Origin of the sequence: Sulfitobacter geojensis, assembly GCF_000622325.1 — a bacterium.
GTDB lineage: Bacteria > Pseudomonadota > Alphaproteobacteria > Rhodobacterales > Rhodobacteraceae > Sulfitobacter > Sulfitobacter geojensis.
Window position 1 is genome coordinate 374,550 of record NZ_JASE01000005.1, and the last position, 15,133, is coordinate 389,682.

Annotated in this window: 13 protein-coding genes; 10 read left to right on the forward strand and 3 right to left on the reverse strand. The window is 55.6% G+C overall.

Annotated features, from left to right (window positions below):
* Positions 1 to 41: 41 nt before the first annotated feature.
* Positions 42 to 1,196, reverse strand: a complete 1,155-nt coding sequence (gene dnaJ, locus Z947_RS0103855; RefSeq protein ID WP_025042998.1) for a molecular chaperone DnaJ — start codon at positions 1,194 to 1,196, stop codon at positions 42 to 44.
* 78 nt (positions 1,197 to 1,274) lie between these two features.
* Positions 1,275 to 3,194 carry a molecular chaperone DnaK gene (gene dnaK, locus Z947_RS0103860; RefSeq protein ID WP_025042999.1) on the reverse strand — a complete coding sequence of 640 codons (1,920 nt, stop codon included), beginning with the start codon at positions 3,192 to 3,194 and terminating at the stop codon, positions 1,275 to 1,277.
* A gap of 211 nt (positions 3,195 to 3,405) precedes the next feature.
* On the opposite strand from dnaK, the gene Z947_RS0103865 reads away from it, so the two are divergent.
* Positions 3,406 to 4,008 carry an alpha-ketoglutarate-dependent dioxygenase AlkB family protein gene (locus Z947_RS0103865; RefSeq protein ID WP_025043000.1) on the forward strand — a complete coding sequence of 201 codons (603 nt, stop codon included), beginning with the start codon at positions 3,406 to 3,408 and terminating at the stop codon, positions 4,006 to 4,008.
* Between the two features lie 2 nt (positions 4,009 to 4,010).
* Here the strand turns inward: Z947_RS0103865 and Z947_RS0103870 are convergent, their stop codons facing one another.
* Entirely contained in the window at positions 4,011 to 4,835 is an 825-nt protein-coding gene (locus tag Z947_RS0103870) for an ABC transporter permease (protein WP_025043001.1), read from the reverse strand.
* A gap of 115 nt (positions 4,836 to 4,950) precedes the next feature.
* Here Z947_RS0103870 and cysQ point away from each other — a divergent pair, with 115 nt between their 5' ends.
* The 9 genes from cysQ (at position 4,951) to Z947_RS0103915 (ending at position 15,120) form a co-directional block, all read left to right on the forward strand.
* Entirely contained in the window at positions 4,951 to 5,748 is a 798-nt protein-coding gene (cysQ, locus tag Z947_RS0103875) for a 3'(2'),5'-bisphosphate nucleotidase CysQ (RefSeq protein WP_025043002.1), read from the forward strand.
* Positions 5,748 to 6,548, forward strand: coding sequence for a 3-deoxy-manno-octulosonate cytidylyltransferase (locus tag Z947_RS0103880; protein WP_025043003.1), 801 nt, complete (start codon positions 5,748 to 5,750; stop codon positions 6,546 to 6,548). The genes cysQ and Z947_RS0103880 overlap by 1 nt, the downstream gene beginning before the upstream one ends.
* A complete protein-coding gene (locus Z947_RS0103885; RefSeq protein ID WP_025043004.1) occupies positions 6,545 to 7,780 on the forward strand; it encodes a glycosyltransferase family A protein in 1,236 nt (411 codons plus the stop codon). The genes Z947_RS0103880 and Z947_RS0103885 overlap by 4 nt, the downstream gene beginning before the upstream one ends.
* A gap of 73 nt (positions 7,781 to 7,853) precedes the next feature.
* Positions 7,854 to 8,741 (forward strand): UTP--glucose-1-phosphate uridylyltransferase GalU, encoded by an 888-nt coding sequence (gene galU / locus Z947_RS0103890; protein WP_025043005.1) that lies wholly within the window; start codon positions 7,854 to 7,856, stop codon positions 8,739 to 8,741.
* A gap of 17 nt (positions 8,742 to 8,758) precedes the next feature.
* Positions 8,759 to 9,742 carry a UDP-glucose 4-epimerase GalE gene (galE, locus tag Z947_RS0103895; protein WP_025043006.1) on the forward strand — a complete coding sequence of 328 codons (984 nt, stop codon included), beginning with the start codon at positions 8,759 to 8,761 and terminating at the stop codon, positions 9,740 to 9,742.
* A gap of 55 nt (positions 9,743 to 9,797) precedes the next feature.
* Positions 9,798 to 10,940, forward strand: coding sequence for a glycosyltransferase (locus Z947_RS0103900; protein ID WP_025043007.1), 1,143 nt, complete (start codon positions 9,798 to 9,800; stop codon positions 10,938 to 10,940).
* 45 nt (positions 10,941 to 10,985) lie between these two features.
* Positions 10,986 to 11,996, forward strand: coding sequence for a glycosyltransferase family 2 protein (locus Z947_RS0103905; RefSeq protein ID WP_025043008.1), 1,011 nt, complete (start codon positions 10,986 to 10,988; stop codon positions 11,994 to 11,996).
* Positions 11,993 to 13,690, forward strand: a complete 1,698-nt coding sequence (locus Z947_RS0103910) for a DUF5927 domain-containing protein (protein ID WP_025043009.1) — start codon at positions 11,993 to 11,995, stop codon at positions 13,688 to 13,690. The genes Z947_RS0103905 and Z947_RS0103910 overlap by 4 nt, the downstream gene beginning before the upstream one ends.
* Before the next feature lie 2 nt (positions 13,691 to 13,692).
* Positions 13,693 to 15,120, forward strand: coding sequence for a sulfotransferase family protein (locus tag Z947_RS0103915; RefSeq protein ID WP_025043010.1), 1,428 nt, complete (start codon positions 13,693 to 13,695; stop codon positions 15,118 to 15,120).
* Positions 15,121 to 15,133 lie beyond the last annotated feature (13 nt).

The window sequence follows — 15,133 nt, forward strand, 5'->3', positions numbered from 1 at the left end:
TTAAGACGCCCAGCCAGAAGAGGATGGACGCCTTGTATTTATCAGCCCTTCATCGAATCCCAGAACGATTTGACGCTTGAGAAAAAGCTGCTGCTTTCGGGGTTGTTCTCCGAAGACAGTTCTTCAAACTCTTGCAGGAGTTCTTTTTGACGGCTGGTCAGGTTCACCGGCGTTTCGACCGCCAATTCGATGATCATATCACCAACCCCACCACCCCGCAGGGGTGGCATGCCCTTGCCGCGCAGACGCATCTGACGGCCGGACTGGCTGCCACCCGGAATCTGGACGCGACCGCGACCGCCATCAATGGTGGGTACTTCGATATTGCCACCCAATGCCGCAGTGCTCATCGAGACGGGGACACGGCAGAACAGGTTCGGCCCGTCGCGTTCGAACAGCTCGTGCTCAGCCACTTCGATAAAGATATAAAGATCGCCGGACGGTCCGCCGCGCATGCCGGCCTCGCCTTCGCCGGCAAGGCGAATGCGCGTGCCTGTTTCAACACCAGCGGGGATGTTAACGCTTAGCGACCGTTCTTTTTCGGTGCGTCCTGCGCCGCGGCAGGTTTTACAAGGATTCTTGACGATTTGCCCCATGCCCGAACAGGTGGGACAGGTGCGTTCGACGGTAAAGAAACCCTGCTGCGCGCGGACCTTGCCCATGCCGGAACAGGTCGGGCAGGTTGTGGGTTCTGCGCCACCTTCAGCACCGGAGCCGGAGCAGCTGTCGCATTGTACTGACGTCGGCACATTGATGGATTTCTGCATGCCGGCGTAGGCGTCTTCCAGCGTGATGCGCAGGTTGTAGCGCAGGTCGGCGCCACGCGCGGCACGACGGCCGCCGCCGCCCCCGCGTTGTCCCATGAAATCGCCAAACAGATCGTCGAAAACATCAGAAAACGCTGAGCCGAAGTCGCCTTGACCGCCGCCCATCCCGCCACCGGGACGCCCGCCGCCGCCGCCCATGCCACCTTCAAAAGCAGCATGACCGTAGCGGTCGTAAGCGGCCTTTTTGTCGGGGGCTTTCAGGACGTCATAGGCCTCGTTGGCCTCTTTGAATTGTGCTTCGGCGTCGGGGTTGTCGGAGTTGCGGTCGGGGTGCAGCTCCTTGGCTTTCTTGCGAAATCCCTTTTTGATCTCATCCGCTGACGCACCCTTGGCGACGCCAAGCACTTCATAATAATCACGTTTTGCCATGGATCATGTCCTTTACAAGGAACGTGAAGGGCCGGCCCGTCAAATCGGACCGGCCCCTATCACGTGTTCCGCGTACGATTAAGAAGCGCGTTTGTCGTCGTCGAGGTCTTCGAACTCGGCATCGACGATGTCGTCATCCGCCGGTCCGCCCTGTTCGTCAGCCGCTGCGGCCATGTCATCTTCGCTGGCGTCGGCTGACGCCTTGTAGATGGCTTCGCCCAGCTTCATCGCTGCTTCGGTGACGTTCTGGATGCCGGCTTTGATCTTGCCCGCGTCTTCTGTTTCCAGCTCGTCTTTCAGTGCGGCAATTGCCAGTTCGATCGCTTCGACTGTGGTCGGGTCGACCTTGTCGGAATGCTCTTCCACGGACTTTTCGGTCGAGTGGATCAAGCTTTCCGCCTGGTTCTTCGCTTCGATCAGCTCGCGACGATCCTTGTCCGCCTCGGCGTTTTCTTCCGCGTCTTTTACCATCTGGTCGATATCAGCATCGGACAAACCACCAGATGCCTGGATCGTGATCTTCTGCTCTTTGCCAGTGCCCTTATCAAGCGCGCCAACTGCAACGATACCGTTGGCGTCGATGTCAAAGGTTACCTCGATCTGCGGCATGCCACGGGGGGCAGGCGGGATGTTTTCAAGGTTGAAGGCACCGAGGATCTTGTTGTCGGCAGCCATTTCACGCTCACCTTGGAAAACCCGGATCGTCACAGCGTTCTGGTTATCTTCGGCGGTCGAGAAGACCTGAGATTTTTTCGTCGGGATCGTGGTGTTGCGGTCGATCAGACGGGTGAAAACACCGCCGAGGGTTTCGATACCCAAGGACAATGGAGTCACGTCCAGCAGAACCACGTCTTTAACGTCGCCTTGCAGAACACCGGCCTGAATGGCGGCACCAAGGGCCACAACTTCGTCAGGGTTCACACCTTTGTGCGGCTCTTTACCGAAGAACTTGGTCACTTCTTCAACAACGCGCGGCATGCGTGTCATACCACCAACCAGAACAACTTCGTCGATGTCGGATGCGGACAGGCCGGCATCTTTCAACGCGTCTTTACAAGGCTTCATTGAGGCCTTGATCAGATCGCCAACAAGGCTTTCCAGTTTGGCGCGCGTCAGCTTCATGACCATGTGCAACGGCGAACCATCGGAACCCATGGAAATAAATGGCTGGTTGATTTCCGTCTGAGAAGCCGAGGACAGTTCGATCTTGGCTTTTTCAGCAGCTTCTTTCAGACGCTGAAGCGCCATCTTGTCTTTTGTCAGGTCAACGCCGTTGGTCTTTTTGAACTCATCCGCAAGGTAGTTCACGATGCGCATGTCAAAGTCTTCACCGCCAAGGAATGTGTCCCCGTTGGTGGATTTCACTTCGAACAGACCATCGTCAATTTCAAGGATGGTCACGTCAAATGTACCACCACCAAGGTCATAGACCGCGATTGTTTGTGTCTGCTCTTTGTCCAGGCCGTAGGCCAGCGCCGCAGCAGTTGGTTCGTTGATGATGCGTAGCACTTCGAGACCGGCAATTTTACCGGCGTCTTTTGTGGCCTGACGCTGGGCGTCGTTGAAATACGCAGGAACGGTGATAACCGCTTGCGTGACGTCCTCACCGAGATAGCTCTCGGCAGTTTCTTTCATCTTGCCCAGAATGAAGGCAGAGATTTGCGAAGGCGAATATTTCTCGCCGCGTGCCTCTACCCATGCGTCGCCGTTACCGCCGTCGATCACATTGAAGGGGAGGTTCTTTTTGTCTTTCGCCAGATCCGCGTCGTCATTGCGACGGCCGACCAGACGCTTCACACCAAAAATGGTGTTGTCGGGGTTTGTGACGGCCTGACGCTTTGCAGGCTGGCCCACCAGACGCTCGTCGTCCGTGAAGGCGACGATAGATGGGGTTGTACGTGCGCCTTCAGCGTTTTCGATTACGCGAGGCTGGCTGCCGTCCATGATGGCGATACAGCTGTTTGTTGTTCCGAGGTCAATACCAATTACTTTGGCCATGTTTTCGATCCCTTTTCTTCGTTAAGGCGATGACACGAGGCGCAGGCCCGTTATGGCACCCTTGCCCCGATCTGATGACACTGAAAGCAGTAGGCCTCCAGCGGTTCGGTGGGTATATAAGGAGCGGTGTTCGGGCTCGCAAGCACTGGCACCCAAGAGAAATGAGGAATTTGTACGGATTTTTCAGAAATTAGCGCAGAACAGGGATCAAATGACCGAATTAACGCTGCGTGGCTTCATTATTCATAAAGGATTGCTTGAGGTTGCCGATCAGCGCGCTGTCGTAGAAGCGGTGCGCGGGGTGGTGAAGTCGGCACCGCTTTTCCGTCCTGATACACCTTATGGCAAGAAGATGTCGGTTCGGATGACGGCGGCGGGTCGCTATGGCTGGCTTTCTGGTCGAACGGGATATCGTTATGTCCCAACGCATCCCAATGGCACGCAGTGGCCCCCAATTCCGTCAAATATTCTGGACATCTGGGACCGTGTGACCGGGCTTGCCCGCAAACCGGAATGTTGTTTGATTAACTATTATGCACCGGATGCCCGAATGGGGATGCATCAGGACAAGGACGAGGCGGATTTCCAGTGGCCTGTTGTCTCCGTCTCGCTTGGCGATGATGCGTTGTTTCGGATCGGGAATACATCGCGCGGTGGCAAGACGGAGTCGATCTGGCTGCAATCGGGGGATGTTGTGGTGATGGGCGGTGCCGCGCGGCTGGCCTATCACGGCGTCGACAGGTTGCGCGCCGGTTCGTCAAGCCTGTTGCCCAAGGGCGGGCGGATCAACCTGACCCTGCGCGTTGTGGATTAACCCTAGCGTCGTGCGTTCCAGCTGAGCGAGGCATGTTTGCGGGTGTAAAACTCGCCCATCAGTCCAATCATGATCAGTACAATCGCGACCCAGAACGCATATTCCCAATTCGAATAGCGCGGGTTGTAATTGATAAAGGCAAAGCCGCGGGCCTGATCAATCGCGTGAAACAGGGGGTTCCAGTCGAACATCGCCAGCATGAAACTGGGCAAGGTGTTAGCCACAAACATTTTGCCCGACGCCAGCATGTTTGCACGTTGATACAGCTGCGACACGATGGCAACGAAGGCGGGGAACCAAGGTTTCAACGCCAGAAACACCAGACCCAGCGAACACCCCGTAAACCATGCCATCACCACCATGAGGAACGCGTTGACCGGCTGGTCAATGTTCACAGGGCTCCACGCGACATGATAGGCAAAGAGAACCAGAAACAACGACAGCACCTGAACATAAAGCGCACCCAAAGCGCCCGAGAGAATTGCGATGATTGTGTTCATCGGTGCGTGTTGCATCATCGGGCTTGCCGGTCCTTCGGCACCCATAACGGCACCAATGGATTTGATATGTGTAAGGTACAGGAAAATGCCCGACATGATGTAAATCAGAAAATCACCACGGATCGCCGCACCGCGTACGCCAAGGATTGTAAACATGAGGTAGAAGGCGGCGACAAACATCACGGTTTGCATCACGTTAATGGCAATCGCGACGAAGGCGTTGTTGTGTTGTTTACGCACACTGCGCACGATCGAGTGGTACACCAACTCTGCCATAGAGAGCACTATCGAAATGCCGCCCTTGGGTTTCCGCTTGGATTGAAACATCACTGCTGCCCTTTGACAAAGCCCATCGTCGCACGGAATTCTTGCTGTTCCGTTACGTGGACAGCATAAGGAGGAAGAATGCCTCGATCAACCAAAGCCTAAAGGGATGCCCCGTATGGACTATGAAAACTTAGTGACTGTGATGCGCAAGCTATCATTGCAAGCCGGTGACAAGATCATGGAGATTTATGGTCGCGATGATTTCGATGTGAAATCCAAGTCGGACGACAGCCCTGTTACCGCAGCGGATGAAGCCGCGGATGCGATCATCAGTGCGGGACTGCGCGCCGCGTTCCCCGATGTGATGCTGGTGACCGAAGAACAATCTGCGACACATGATGCCAAAGGCGACACATTTCTGATCGTGGATCCGCTGGACGGCACAAAAGAGTTTATTCACCGGCGGGGCGATTTTACCGTGAACATCGCTTTGGTCGAAAACGGCAAACCGACGCGCGGCGTGGTCTATGCGCCGGCAAAATCGCGCATGTTCTTTACCTTGGCTGACGGGAAGTCGGTCGAGGAAACCGGTGATTTTCACAAGGATCAGGTTGGTACAGTAACGCCGATATCAGTCTCTGACGCGGATAATTCCGCGTTGATGGTTGTCGCGTCGAAATCGCATCGTGATCAGGCCACGGATGATTATATTGCTAAATACAACGTGCGTGACATGACCAGCGCCGGATCATCGCTCAAGTTCTGTTTGATCGCGACAGGCGAAGCGGACGTGTATCCGCGCCTTGGTCGCACGATGGAATGGGATACTGCGGCGGGCCATGCGGTTCTGCTTGGGGCCGGGGGTGATGTGGTTCGGTTTGATGACCACACCCCGCTGACGTATGGCAAGGCCGATTTCGCCAATTCGTTCTTTATCGCGCATTCACCGTCTGTCGCGTTGAAACCCGCCTGATGTCTGTCCTGATCGCCATCCCCGCCCGCTTTGCGTCGACTCGTTATCCCGGCAAACCTTTGGCCGAACTCAAGGGGGCAACTGGCCGGTCGTTGTCGTTGATTGAACGTTCATGGCGGGCCGCCTGCGCGGTAAACGGAGTAGACCGCGTTGTGGTCGCGACCGATGATGACCGCATCAAAGATGCTGCCGAAGCCTTTGGTGCAGAAGTGGTGATGACATCAACAGAATGCGCGAATGGCACCGAACGCTGCGCAGAGGCGCATGCCGCGCTTGGCGGTGGTTTTGACATCGTTGTGAACCTGCAAGGCGATGCGCCGCTGACCCCGCATTGGTTCGTCGAAAGCCTTGTACAGGGTCTGATATCTGCCCCCGATGCTGAAATAGCCACACCGGTTTTGCGGTGTGACGGGGCCACATTAAACGCCCTGCTGGCGGACCGGAAAGCGGATCGCGTTGGTGGCACAACAGCGGTTTTTGCAACCGATCACAGCGCGATGTATTTCTCCAAAGAAGTGGTGCCGTTTACGTCAAAACGCTATTCAGAGACGGATATGACCCCCGTTTTCCACCATGTCGGGGTTTATGCCTATCGCCCTGACGCTTTGGCGGCTTACCCGTCATGGCCCACCGGCCCGCTTGAACAGCTTGAGGGGTTGGAACAGTTGCGGTTTATGGAAAACGGCCGTTCGGTTCTGTGTGTTGAGGTGGAAGCCAACGGGCGCGAGTTCTGGGAGTTGAACAACCCAGAGGATGTGCCGAAGATAGAGGCTATGATGGAAAAAATGGGCCTTGAATGAACCATCTGTCGGTCAGCGTCGTAGTTGTTAGTCGGGGCCGACCTGATGCACTAAAACGTTGCTTGCTTGGTATCGCGCAGCTTCAGTATCCGGTTTTCGAGGTCGTTATTGTCAGCGACCCGTCAGGTATCAAGGCCGCGAAAAGCCTGCCGTTTGCCGCCGATCTAAAGCTGGTACCTTTTGACAAACCCAATATCTCGGCGGCGCGTAACCTCGGGATTGTCGAGGCTGCCGGCGATATCGTGGCATTCATCGACGATGATGCTGTGCCCGAACCCCAATGGTTGCACCACCTTGTGGCACCCGCCGCCCAGCGGGATGTCGCGGCGATGGGTGGATTTGTGCGTGGTCGTAACGGCATCTCGTTCCAGTGGAAGGCCCGTAGCCTCGACCGCTTTGGCGAACCGCATGCCCTTGAGCTGGAAAAAGAAACGCCGACCATTTTGCATCCGCCCAAAGGGCGCGCGATAAAAACCGAAGGCACAAACATGGCGTTTCGCCGTGACGTGTTGATCGAGTTGGGTGGCTTTGATCCGGCGTTCCACTACTTTCTTGACGAAACGGATTTGAACATGCGGCTGGCCCGTGCGGGGCACGCGACTGCATTGGTGCCTTTGGCCGAGGTCCATCACGGATTTGCCGCAAACAGAATGCGCAGCGCCAACCGTGTGCCGCGCGACCTGTTTGACATCGGGGCCAGTTGGGCAGTTTTTCAGCGAAAACACGTGGTGATGTCCGAACGCGCTGGGCAATGGGCGCGCTTGCGGGCGTCCGAACGTCGCCGGTTGCTTCGCCATCTGGTCGCGGGGGGATTAGAACCGCGGTCAGTACGTCGTTTGATGCACCGGCTGGACCTTGGATTTACCGAAGGCGGCCAGCGCGACCTGACGCCCCTCAAGCTGCCTGCACATCCGGCCGCACCGTTTAAAGCCTTTCCGGCATTGCCCCGAGAGTCGATCCAGATGTCGTCGCGCCCGTTCACTTTTCGCAAAGACTTAAAGGTCGCGGCGGAAAGGGTGAAAAATGGTGAAATCGTCACCCTGATGACCTTGTCGATGACCGCTATGTATCATCAACTCGCATTGAACGAGGACGGGGTTTGGGTGCAGCGGGGCGGGCTTTTTGGAAAGTCGGACCGTACGCAACCGCTATGTCGTATGACAACAAGGTCACGGCGGCTTGAAAAGGAACAAAGGCGCGTTGCCAGACAGCGTGGTTTCGGCAAAGACTAGGCTAACAGAGACTGGGATGATCCAGTGGAGAATGAGATGGCACAAGCCACACTGAAATATTTTGAGGTAAGAGATGCGTAAAAAGGTAACGAAAGCGATCTTTCCGGTGGCAGGCATGGGAACCCGCTTCTTGCCGGCAACCAAATCAGTGCCCAAGGAAATTATGACCCTCGTTGACCGCCCTCTGGTCCAATATGCGATTGACGAGGCCCGGGCCGCAGGGATTAAAGAATTCATCTTTGTCACCTCGCGCGGCAAAGGGGCGTTGGAAGACTATTTCGACCTTGCGCCACAGCTAGAACAAGAGCTGCGTAAGAAGGGTAAAACCGAGCTGCTTGAGATCTTGAAATCGACCAACATGGACAGCGGCGCAATTGCCTATGTGCGTCAACACAAGGCACTGGGGCTTGGCCACGCGGTTTGGTGTGCGCGGCGGCTGATCGGCAACGAACCCTTCGCGGTGATGTTGCCCGACGACGTGATCGCGGCGGAAAAGCCGTGTTTGCAGCAAATGGTCGAAGCTTATGCAGAAACCGGTGGCAATATGGTTGCCGCGATGGAAGTGGCCCCCGAGCGCGCGTCGTCATACGGGGTGCTGGATATTTCCGAAGACGACGGTCAGTTGGTCAAGGTCAAAGGTATGGTTGAAAAGCCGCCAGCGGGCGAAGCGCCGTCAAACCTTGCGGTGATTGGGCGGTATATTCTGTCGCCCAGCGTGTTGCAGAACCTCAACAAGATGAAGTCAGGCTCCGGTGGGGAGATCCAGCTGACCGATGCCATCGCGCAGGACATCGCGAACGAGAACAACGTTCATGGCTACCGTTTTCGCGGGCAGCGGTTCGATTGCGGCTCTAAATCAGGGTTTCTGCAGGCGACTGTTTCGTTTGGTCTGGCGCGCGAAGAGTTGCGCGATGATCTGCGGACCTATCTGAAAAGCATCATGTTGGACGGCGACACCTAAGGCGAGGAGCCGACACAATGGCCTATGTATTGGTGACGGGGGGGGCGGGCTATATCGGTTCGCATGCCTGTAAGGCGCTGAGGGCGGCGGGATATACGCCGGTCACTTACGACAGCCTTGTAACAGGTTGGCAAGATGCGGTTAAATTCGGCCCTTTTGAACAGGGAGATTTGCTGGATCGTGCCAGATTAGACTCTGTTTTTGCCCAATATGAACCGGTTGCCGTGATGCATTTCGCAGCGCTCAGTCTGGTCGGCGAATGCATGCAGGATCCGGGACTTTATTGGCGCAACAACGTGTCCGGATCTTTGAACCTTATCGAGGCAGCCGTTGCGGCGGGGTGTCTGAACTTTGTGTTTTCATCGACCTGTGCGACCTATGGTGATCAGGACAATGTTGTGCTGGACGAGGACAGCGCTCAAATGCCGATCAACGCCTATGGGGCGTCCAAACGTGCGATCGAGGATATGCTCGCCAATTTTGAAACAGCACACGGGTTGCGACATGTGATCTTTCGCTATTTCAATGTGGCGGGGGCCGATCCTGACGGCGAGGTTGGCGAATTCCACCGGCCGGAAACACATCTTGTGCCATTGATGCTGGATGCGATCGACGGGAAACGCGACGCCCTGACAATATTTGGCACCGACTATGATACGCCAGACGGCACTTGTATCAGGGACTATGTGCATGTTTGTGATCTGGTTGATGCGCATGTTCTGGGGCTAAAATGGCTTGCGGATGACAAAAAAAGCAGGGTGTTCAACCTTGGGACAGGTACGGGGTTTTCGGTGCGCGAAGTGCTGGATCAAAGCCATGCGGTCACAAATCGCGCCGTGCCGTGTCACGAAGGACCGCGCCGCGCGGGGGATTGCACAAAGCTTGTTTCGGGGTCGTCGCGCGCCAAGGCCGAATTGGGGTGGAACCCCCATAGATCCACGATGAAACAGATGATTACCGACGCGTGGAGATGGCACCAGTCCGGCCATTACGACGCCTAGGATGCCCCCAGCGCGGCTGCTTGACCTTACAAGGAGCCTGCGCCGTGCGGGCCGCATGCCCACCGGTGTCGACCGCGTCGAACACGCCTATCTCGATCAGTTTATCAACGACGATGTGCCCGCGTTGGGGTTGATACGTACCGCTTTCGGTTACGTTCTTTTGGATCGTGACGGAATGATTGCCTTTCGTGACCGGTTAAACGGTAATTTAAAATGGGGCCGCGCTGATGTTTTGTCGCGGCTGCCATGGCGGCGAGAACAGGCTCTAACACAGGCCGAAACGGACGTACGCCGCCACGCGATGGCGCGCTGTTTGCCCCCACGGTTGGGCCGGATGTTGCAACAATACCTTCCCTCAGGTTTTGCGTACTACAACGTAGGACACAGCAATCTGACCGACCGAGTGTTTCAAAATGTTCACTCGGCGTCCGGCTCTATTGAGGTGATGATCCATGATGTGATCCCGCTGGAATACCCGCAATACCAACGGCCCGGAACCATCGCGCCGTTTCGCGCCAAACTTGAACGTGTGCGTAGGCATGCAGACAGGGTGATCTACAACTCTGAAGATACCCGTCAGCGGACCGAAACTGTGATGCAGGAATGGGGACCGCTGCCGCGCGGTATTGTTTCGCATTTAGGAACAATTTCAACGGTCCCGCAGCTGTCTGAACTCCCCGCAGGTCTGCCGCCGCAAGAGCCGTATTTTATCACGACAGGGACAATCGAACCGCGCAAAAACCACCGGTTTCTGCTGGATTTGTGGGGACGGATGGGGGCTGATGCACCGGTTTTGCTGATCTGTGGAAGCCGAGGTTGGAACAATGATGCGGTCTTTGCGCAGCTCGATCAACTTACCCCTGAGGGGCGGATACGGGAGATAGCAAACCTGAACGATGGTGCCATGTCAGCGCTCGTTGAACGGAGCGCAGGCATGTTGTTTCCCAGCCATGCCGAAGGGTTCGGTTTGCCACCTATCGAGGCACTGCAGCTTGGAACGCGTGTTTTATGCAACGATTTGACTGTATTACATGAAATAATTGGCGATAACGCCACATTTGCCCCTGTTTCCAATCCTGAATTATGGCTAAAAACAATTCAAAGTTGGAAAGAAATGCCGCCGCCTGCAGACAAAGAAGCCATCTTTGTAGGTCCAAGCTGGACCAATCACTTCAAGACCGTGTTAAGGTTAAGATGATATTGCGCCAACGAGCGGTAGATTTCCAAAGGAAATAGGTGGTGTTTGGGCATATTTCGGTCATATGGGCTGAGGCTTCAACGTAAACGGTGGCGGGCGCGTGCGATCCGCAAGCGTCGAGAACTCAAGCGTGTCGCGAACCGAACGGGTCAGATCCGTTCGGACGACCTTTTGCTGTTCTGCACCCAGCGCAACGAAGGCGTTCGTCTGCCCTATTTTCTGGAATACTATCGTAAGATGGGCATTGGCCATTTCTTTTTTGTGGACAATGACAGTGACGACGGTTCCCTGGATTATCTTGCGGATCAACCTGACGTGTCGGTCTGGAGCACTAAAGCCAGCTATAAACGCGCCCGCTTTGGCGTTGACTGGCTGAACTGGCTGCAAATGAAACACGCCCATGGGCATTGGGTGCTGACCGTTGATCCGGACGAGTTTCTGGTATTCCCCTTCTGCGATACGCGACCCTTGCGGGCGCTGACCGACTGGCTGGATGCCTCGTCGATCAAGTCGTTTTCGGCGATGCTGTTGGATATGTACCCTAAAGGGCGGCTGGACGAGCAACCCTACCAGGCCGGTCAGAACCCCATTGATATCGCCTGCTGGTTTGACAGTGGTAATTATACGATTTCACGCAATCACAGTTTTGGAAACCTTTGGATTCAAGGTGGCCCCCGCAGCCGCGTCTTTTTTCCCGACACACCGGAAAAGGCACCGGCCTTGAACAAGGTTCCATTGGTCAAATGGGATAAGCGGTATGCCTACGTAAGCTCTACGCATATGTTGCTGCCGCGCGGTTTGAATCAAGTTTATGATGAATGGGGCGGTGAAAAAGCCTCTGGCGTTCTGTTGCATGCCAAGTTTCTTGACACTTTTGGCGAGAAGGCCAAAGAGGAACTGGAGCGCAGTCAGCATTATGCAGGGTCTGTTGAATACAAGGCTTATGCAGAGCGGATCAAGGATGACCCGCAGCTTTGGTGCAAGTGGTCGGAACGCTATATCAACTGGCGCCAACTTGAAATTCTGGGTCTGATGTCCAAAGGAAACTGGGCGTGAGCGTCGGTATTGTAATGCTGGTGCACACCGCCCTTGGCCGGGCGGAGCAGGTTGCACGGCATTGGTCGGCGGCGGGCTGTCCGGTCGTGATCCACGTGGACAAGATGGTCGAACGCAAGACTTACGAGAGTTTTGTCACGGCTCTGTCGGATCTGGAACATGTGACGTTCAGCACACGGTTTCGCTGTGAGTGGGGCACATGGGGGATCGTTCAGGCCACGCAGGCTGCATCGGAACAGATGCTGGCGCAGTACGCCCAAGTGCGACATGTCTATCTGGCGTCGGGGTCCTGTCTGCCGTTGCGTCCGGTTGAAGAATTGCTCGATTATCTGCGCGAACGCCCGCAAACCGATTTTATCGAAAGCGCAACCACCTCCGAAGTGCCCTGGACCGTTGGCGGCTTGGATGAAGAGCGTTTTACCCTCCGTTTTCCTGTGTCGTGGAAACGCAACCGCCATCTGTTTGATTTTCTGGTCAACACGCAGCGGTCGTTGGGATTGCAGCGCAAGATGCCCAACGGCATCGTTCCGCATATGGGGTCGCAATGGTGGTGCCTGACGCGGCGTACCCTGTCGGCCATATTGCAAGATCCCGAACGCCCGACCTATGACCGGTTTTTCCGCCATGTCTGGATACCGGACGAAAGCTTTTTCCAGACCCTTGCGCGGCATTATTCCAGTAATATCGAAAGCCGTTCATTGACGCTGTCGAAGTTCGATTTCCAAGGTAAGCCGCACATCTTTTACGATGATCACCTGCAACTTTTGCGCCGGTCTGATTGTTTTGTTGCGCGGAAAGTCTGGCCCTATGCGGATCGCCTGTACGAGGCGTTTTTGACGGATGCCGCCGGCGCGATGAAAAAGACGGAACCGAACCCAGGCAAGATTGACCGTATCTTTTCCAAAGCGGTTGAACGCCGGACGCGCGGGCGTTCGGGGCTTTATATGCAAAGTCGTTTCCCGAACGAGGATTGGGAAAACGGCGTGACCGCCGCGCCCTATTCGATGTTTCAAGGCTTTGCCGAACTGTTCGAGAATTTCGAACCCTGGCTTGCCTCGGCGACCGGCGCCCGGGTGCATGGACATTTGTTTGCCAAGGATAAAGTGCATTACGCCGACGGGCAAACCGCGATCAACGGCGCGCTTTCTGACAGCGCGGTGTTGCGCGACTATAACGGCAAGGGGTTTTTGACGAACTTGATTTGGAATACGCGTGGCGAGCGGCAGTGTTTCCAATTCGGACCCGCCGATAATCAGGACATCTGCTGGCGGGTGGCAAAAGACCCGAATGCGCAAGTTTCGGTGATCACCGGCGCTTGGGCGGTTCCGCTGTTTCGCTCCAACCGTGATTTTGCCGACATCCGCGCCATTGCGGCCAATCTGCAAAAGCTGGAAAGCGAACACATGGATATCCTGCGTTCACCCTACACCAAGGCGCGTGTGCGGATCTGGACAATGGCCGAATTCATTGAGGCCCCGATGGAACCGTTGCAAGGTATTCTGGACGAGATTGGACGTACCAAGCTGAGCCGGCTTTCAGAGGCACCGAAAATGGTTGATCTGGCGGGCTTTGGCCAATTCCTACAGAACCTCAAAAATCAGGGGATGCACCCCTATCTTATGGGTGACTTCCCTGTTGAACGTGGTGTCGCGGCGACGCCTAAAGCGCAGCGCAAACCCTATCTGGTGCAATAATCATGTCTCCCAAGTTTCAAAGCTTTGTCGTCTTTGCCGAGATGCGTACCGGATCGAACTTTCTAGAGGCCAATTTAAACGCCTTTGACGGGATCAACTGCCACGGAGAGGCCTTTAATCCCCATTTCATCGGCTATCCCAACAATGACCCGATCCTAGGTGTCGATCTGAAAACCCGCGATGCCGACCCCAAGGTGTTGTTGTCAGCGATCCGTAACAACACCGCACGGCTCAGCGGATTTCGCTATTTTCACGATCATGACCCGCGGGTGTTTGATGATATCATGGCGGACGAGACCTGCGCCAAGGTGATTCTGACGCGCAACCCTGTCGAAAGCTATGTCAGTTGGAAAATTGCACAGGAAACCGGTCAGTGGAAACTGACCGATGTGAAGGCACATAAGGCAGGACAGGCCCAGTTTGATGCAAAAGAATTTTCCGCCCATCTTGAGGCATTGCAGGCGTTTCAGATCACCCTGCTGAACCGGTTGCAAACCACAGGACAGACTGCCTTTTATGTGGCCTACGAGGATCTGCAAAGCGTTGATGTGATGAACGGGTTGGCCAGATATCTGGGTGTCGACCCGCAGATGGAAGCGTTGGATAAAAGTCTCAAAAAGCAGAACCCGAGCCCGATATCGGCGAAAGTGCGTAACTACGACGATATGCTAAAAGCGTTGTCGCAACTGGACCGGTTTGATCTGACCCGAACGCCCAATTTTGAACCGCGCCGTGGGCCGGTTGTGCCATCCTATGTGGCCGCGGCTGACAGTGCGTTGTTGTATTTGCCACTGCGGTCGGGGCCGCAGGCATCTGTTTTACGCTGGATGGCAGATTTGGACGGCGTGACGCGGTCTGATTTACAGACCAAGATGACGCAAAAAGACTTGCGGCAGTGGAAACGCAAACACCCCGGCCATCGCAGTTTCGCGGTTCTGCGCCATCCGGTGCAGCGCGCGCATGATGCATTTTGCCGCCACATCTTGCCGGTCGACAAAGGCAGCTATGTTCAGCTGCGCAAGACCATGATGCGGCGCTATAAGATGCCATTGCCAGAAAACGGGCCCGATGAACGGTATGATCTGGCCGCGCACCGGACCGCTTTCGTTGCTTTCCTGAGGTTTCTGAAAGGGAATCTGTCAGGGCAGACCGCCATTCGGGTTGATCCGGCGTGGTGTACACAGACGCAGGCGATCATGGGTTTTGCCGAATTGTGCCTGCCGGACCGCCTTATCCGCGAGGACGATCTTGCAGCTGAGCTGTCCGATCTGGCGCGGGTTGTTGGCCGGACAGATGTGCCGCCTGTTCCGCAAGCCGCACCGGACCAGCCCTTTGCGCTGGAACAGATTTATGATGCGGAAATCGAAAAACTGACGGCGGATGCGTATCAGCGCGACTATGTGATGTTAGGTTTTTCTGCTTGGAAATAGAGCGGCCGACGCT

Excerpts from the sequence above, each read along its gene's own strand:
- dnaK (WP_025042999.1), bottom strand. The coding sequence starts at position 3,194 with ATGGCCAAAGTAATTGGTATTGACCTCGGAACAACAAACAGCTGTATC.
- dnaJ (WP_025042998.1), bottom strand. The coding sequence starts at position 1,196 with ATGGCAAAACGTGATTATTATGAAGTGCTTGGCGTCGCCAAGGGTGCG.
- galE (WP_025043006.1), top strand. The coding sequence starts at position 8,759 with ATGGCCTATGTATTGGTGACGGGGGGGGCGGGCTATATCGGTTCGCAT.
- cysQ (WP_025043002.1), top strand. The coding sequence starts at position 4,951 with ATGGACTATGAAAACTTAGTGACTGTGATGCGCAAGCTATCATTGCAA.
- Z947_RS0103865 (WP_025043000.1), top strand. The coding sequence starts at position 3,406 with ATGACCGAATTAACGCTGCGTGGCTTCATTATTCATAAAGGATTGCTT.
- galU (WP_025043005.1), top strand. The coding sequence starts at position 7,854 with ATGCGTAAAAAGGTAACGAAAGCGATCTTTCCGGTGGCAGGCATGGGA.
- Z947_RS0103900 (WP_025043007.1), top strand. The coding sequence starts at position 9,798 with ATGCCCACCGGTGTCGACCGCGTCGAACACGCCTATCTCGATCAGTTT.
- Z947_RS0103870 (WP_025043001.1), bottom strand. The coding sequence starts at position 4,835 with ATGTTTCAATCCAAGCGGAAACCCAAGGGCGGCATTTCGATAGTGCTC.
- Z947_RS0103915 (WP_025043010.1), top strand. The coding sequence starts at position 13,693 with ATGTCTCCCAAGTTTCAAAGCTTTGTCGTCTTTGCCGAGATGCGTACC.
- Z947_RS0103885 (WP_025043004.1), top strand. The coding sequence starts at position 6,545 with ATGAACCATCTGTCGGTCAGCGTCGTAGTTGTTAGTCGGGGCCGACCT.
- Z947_RS0103880 (WP_025043003.1), top strand. The coding sequence starts at position 5,748 with ATGTCTGTCCTGATCGCCATCCCCGCCCGCTTTGCGTCGACTCGTTAT.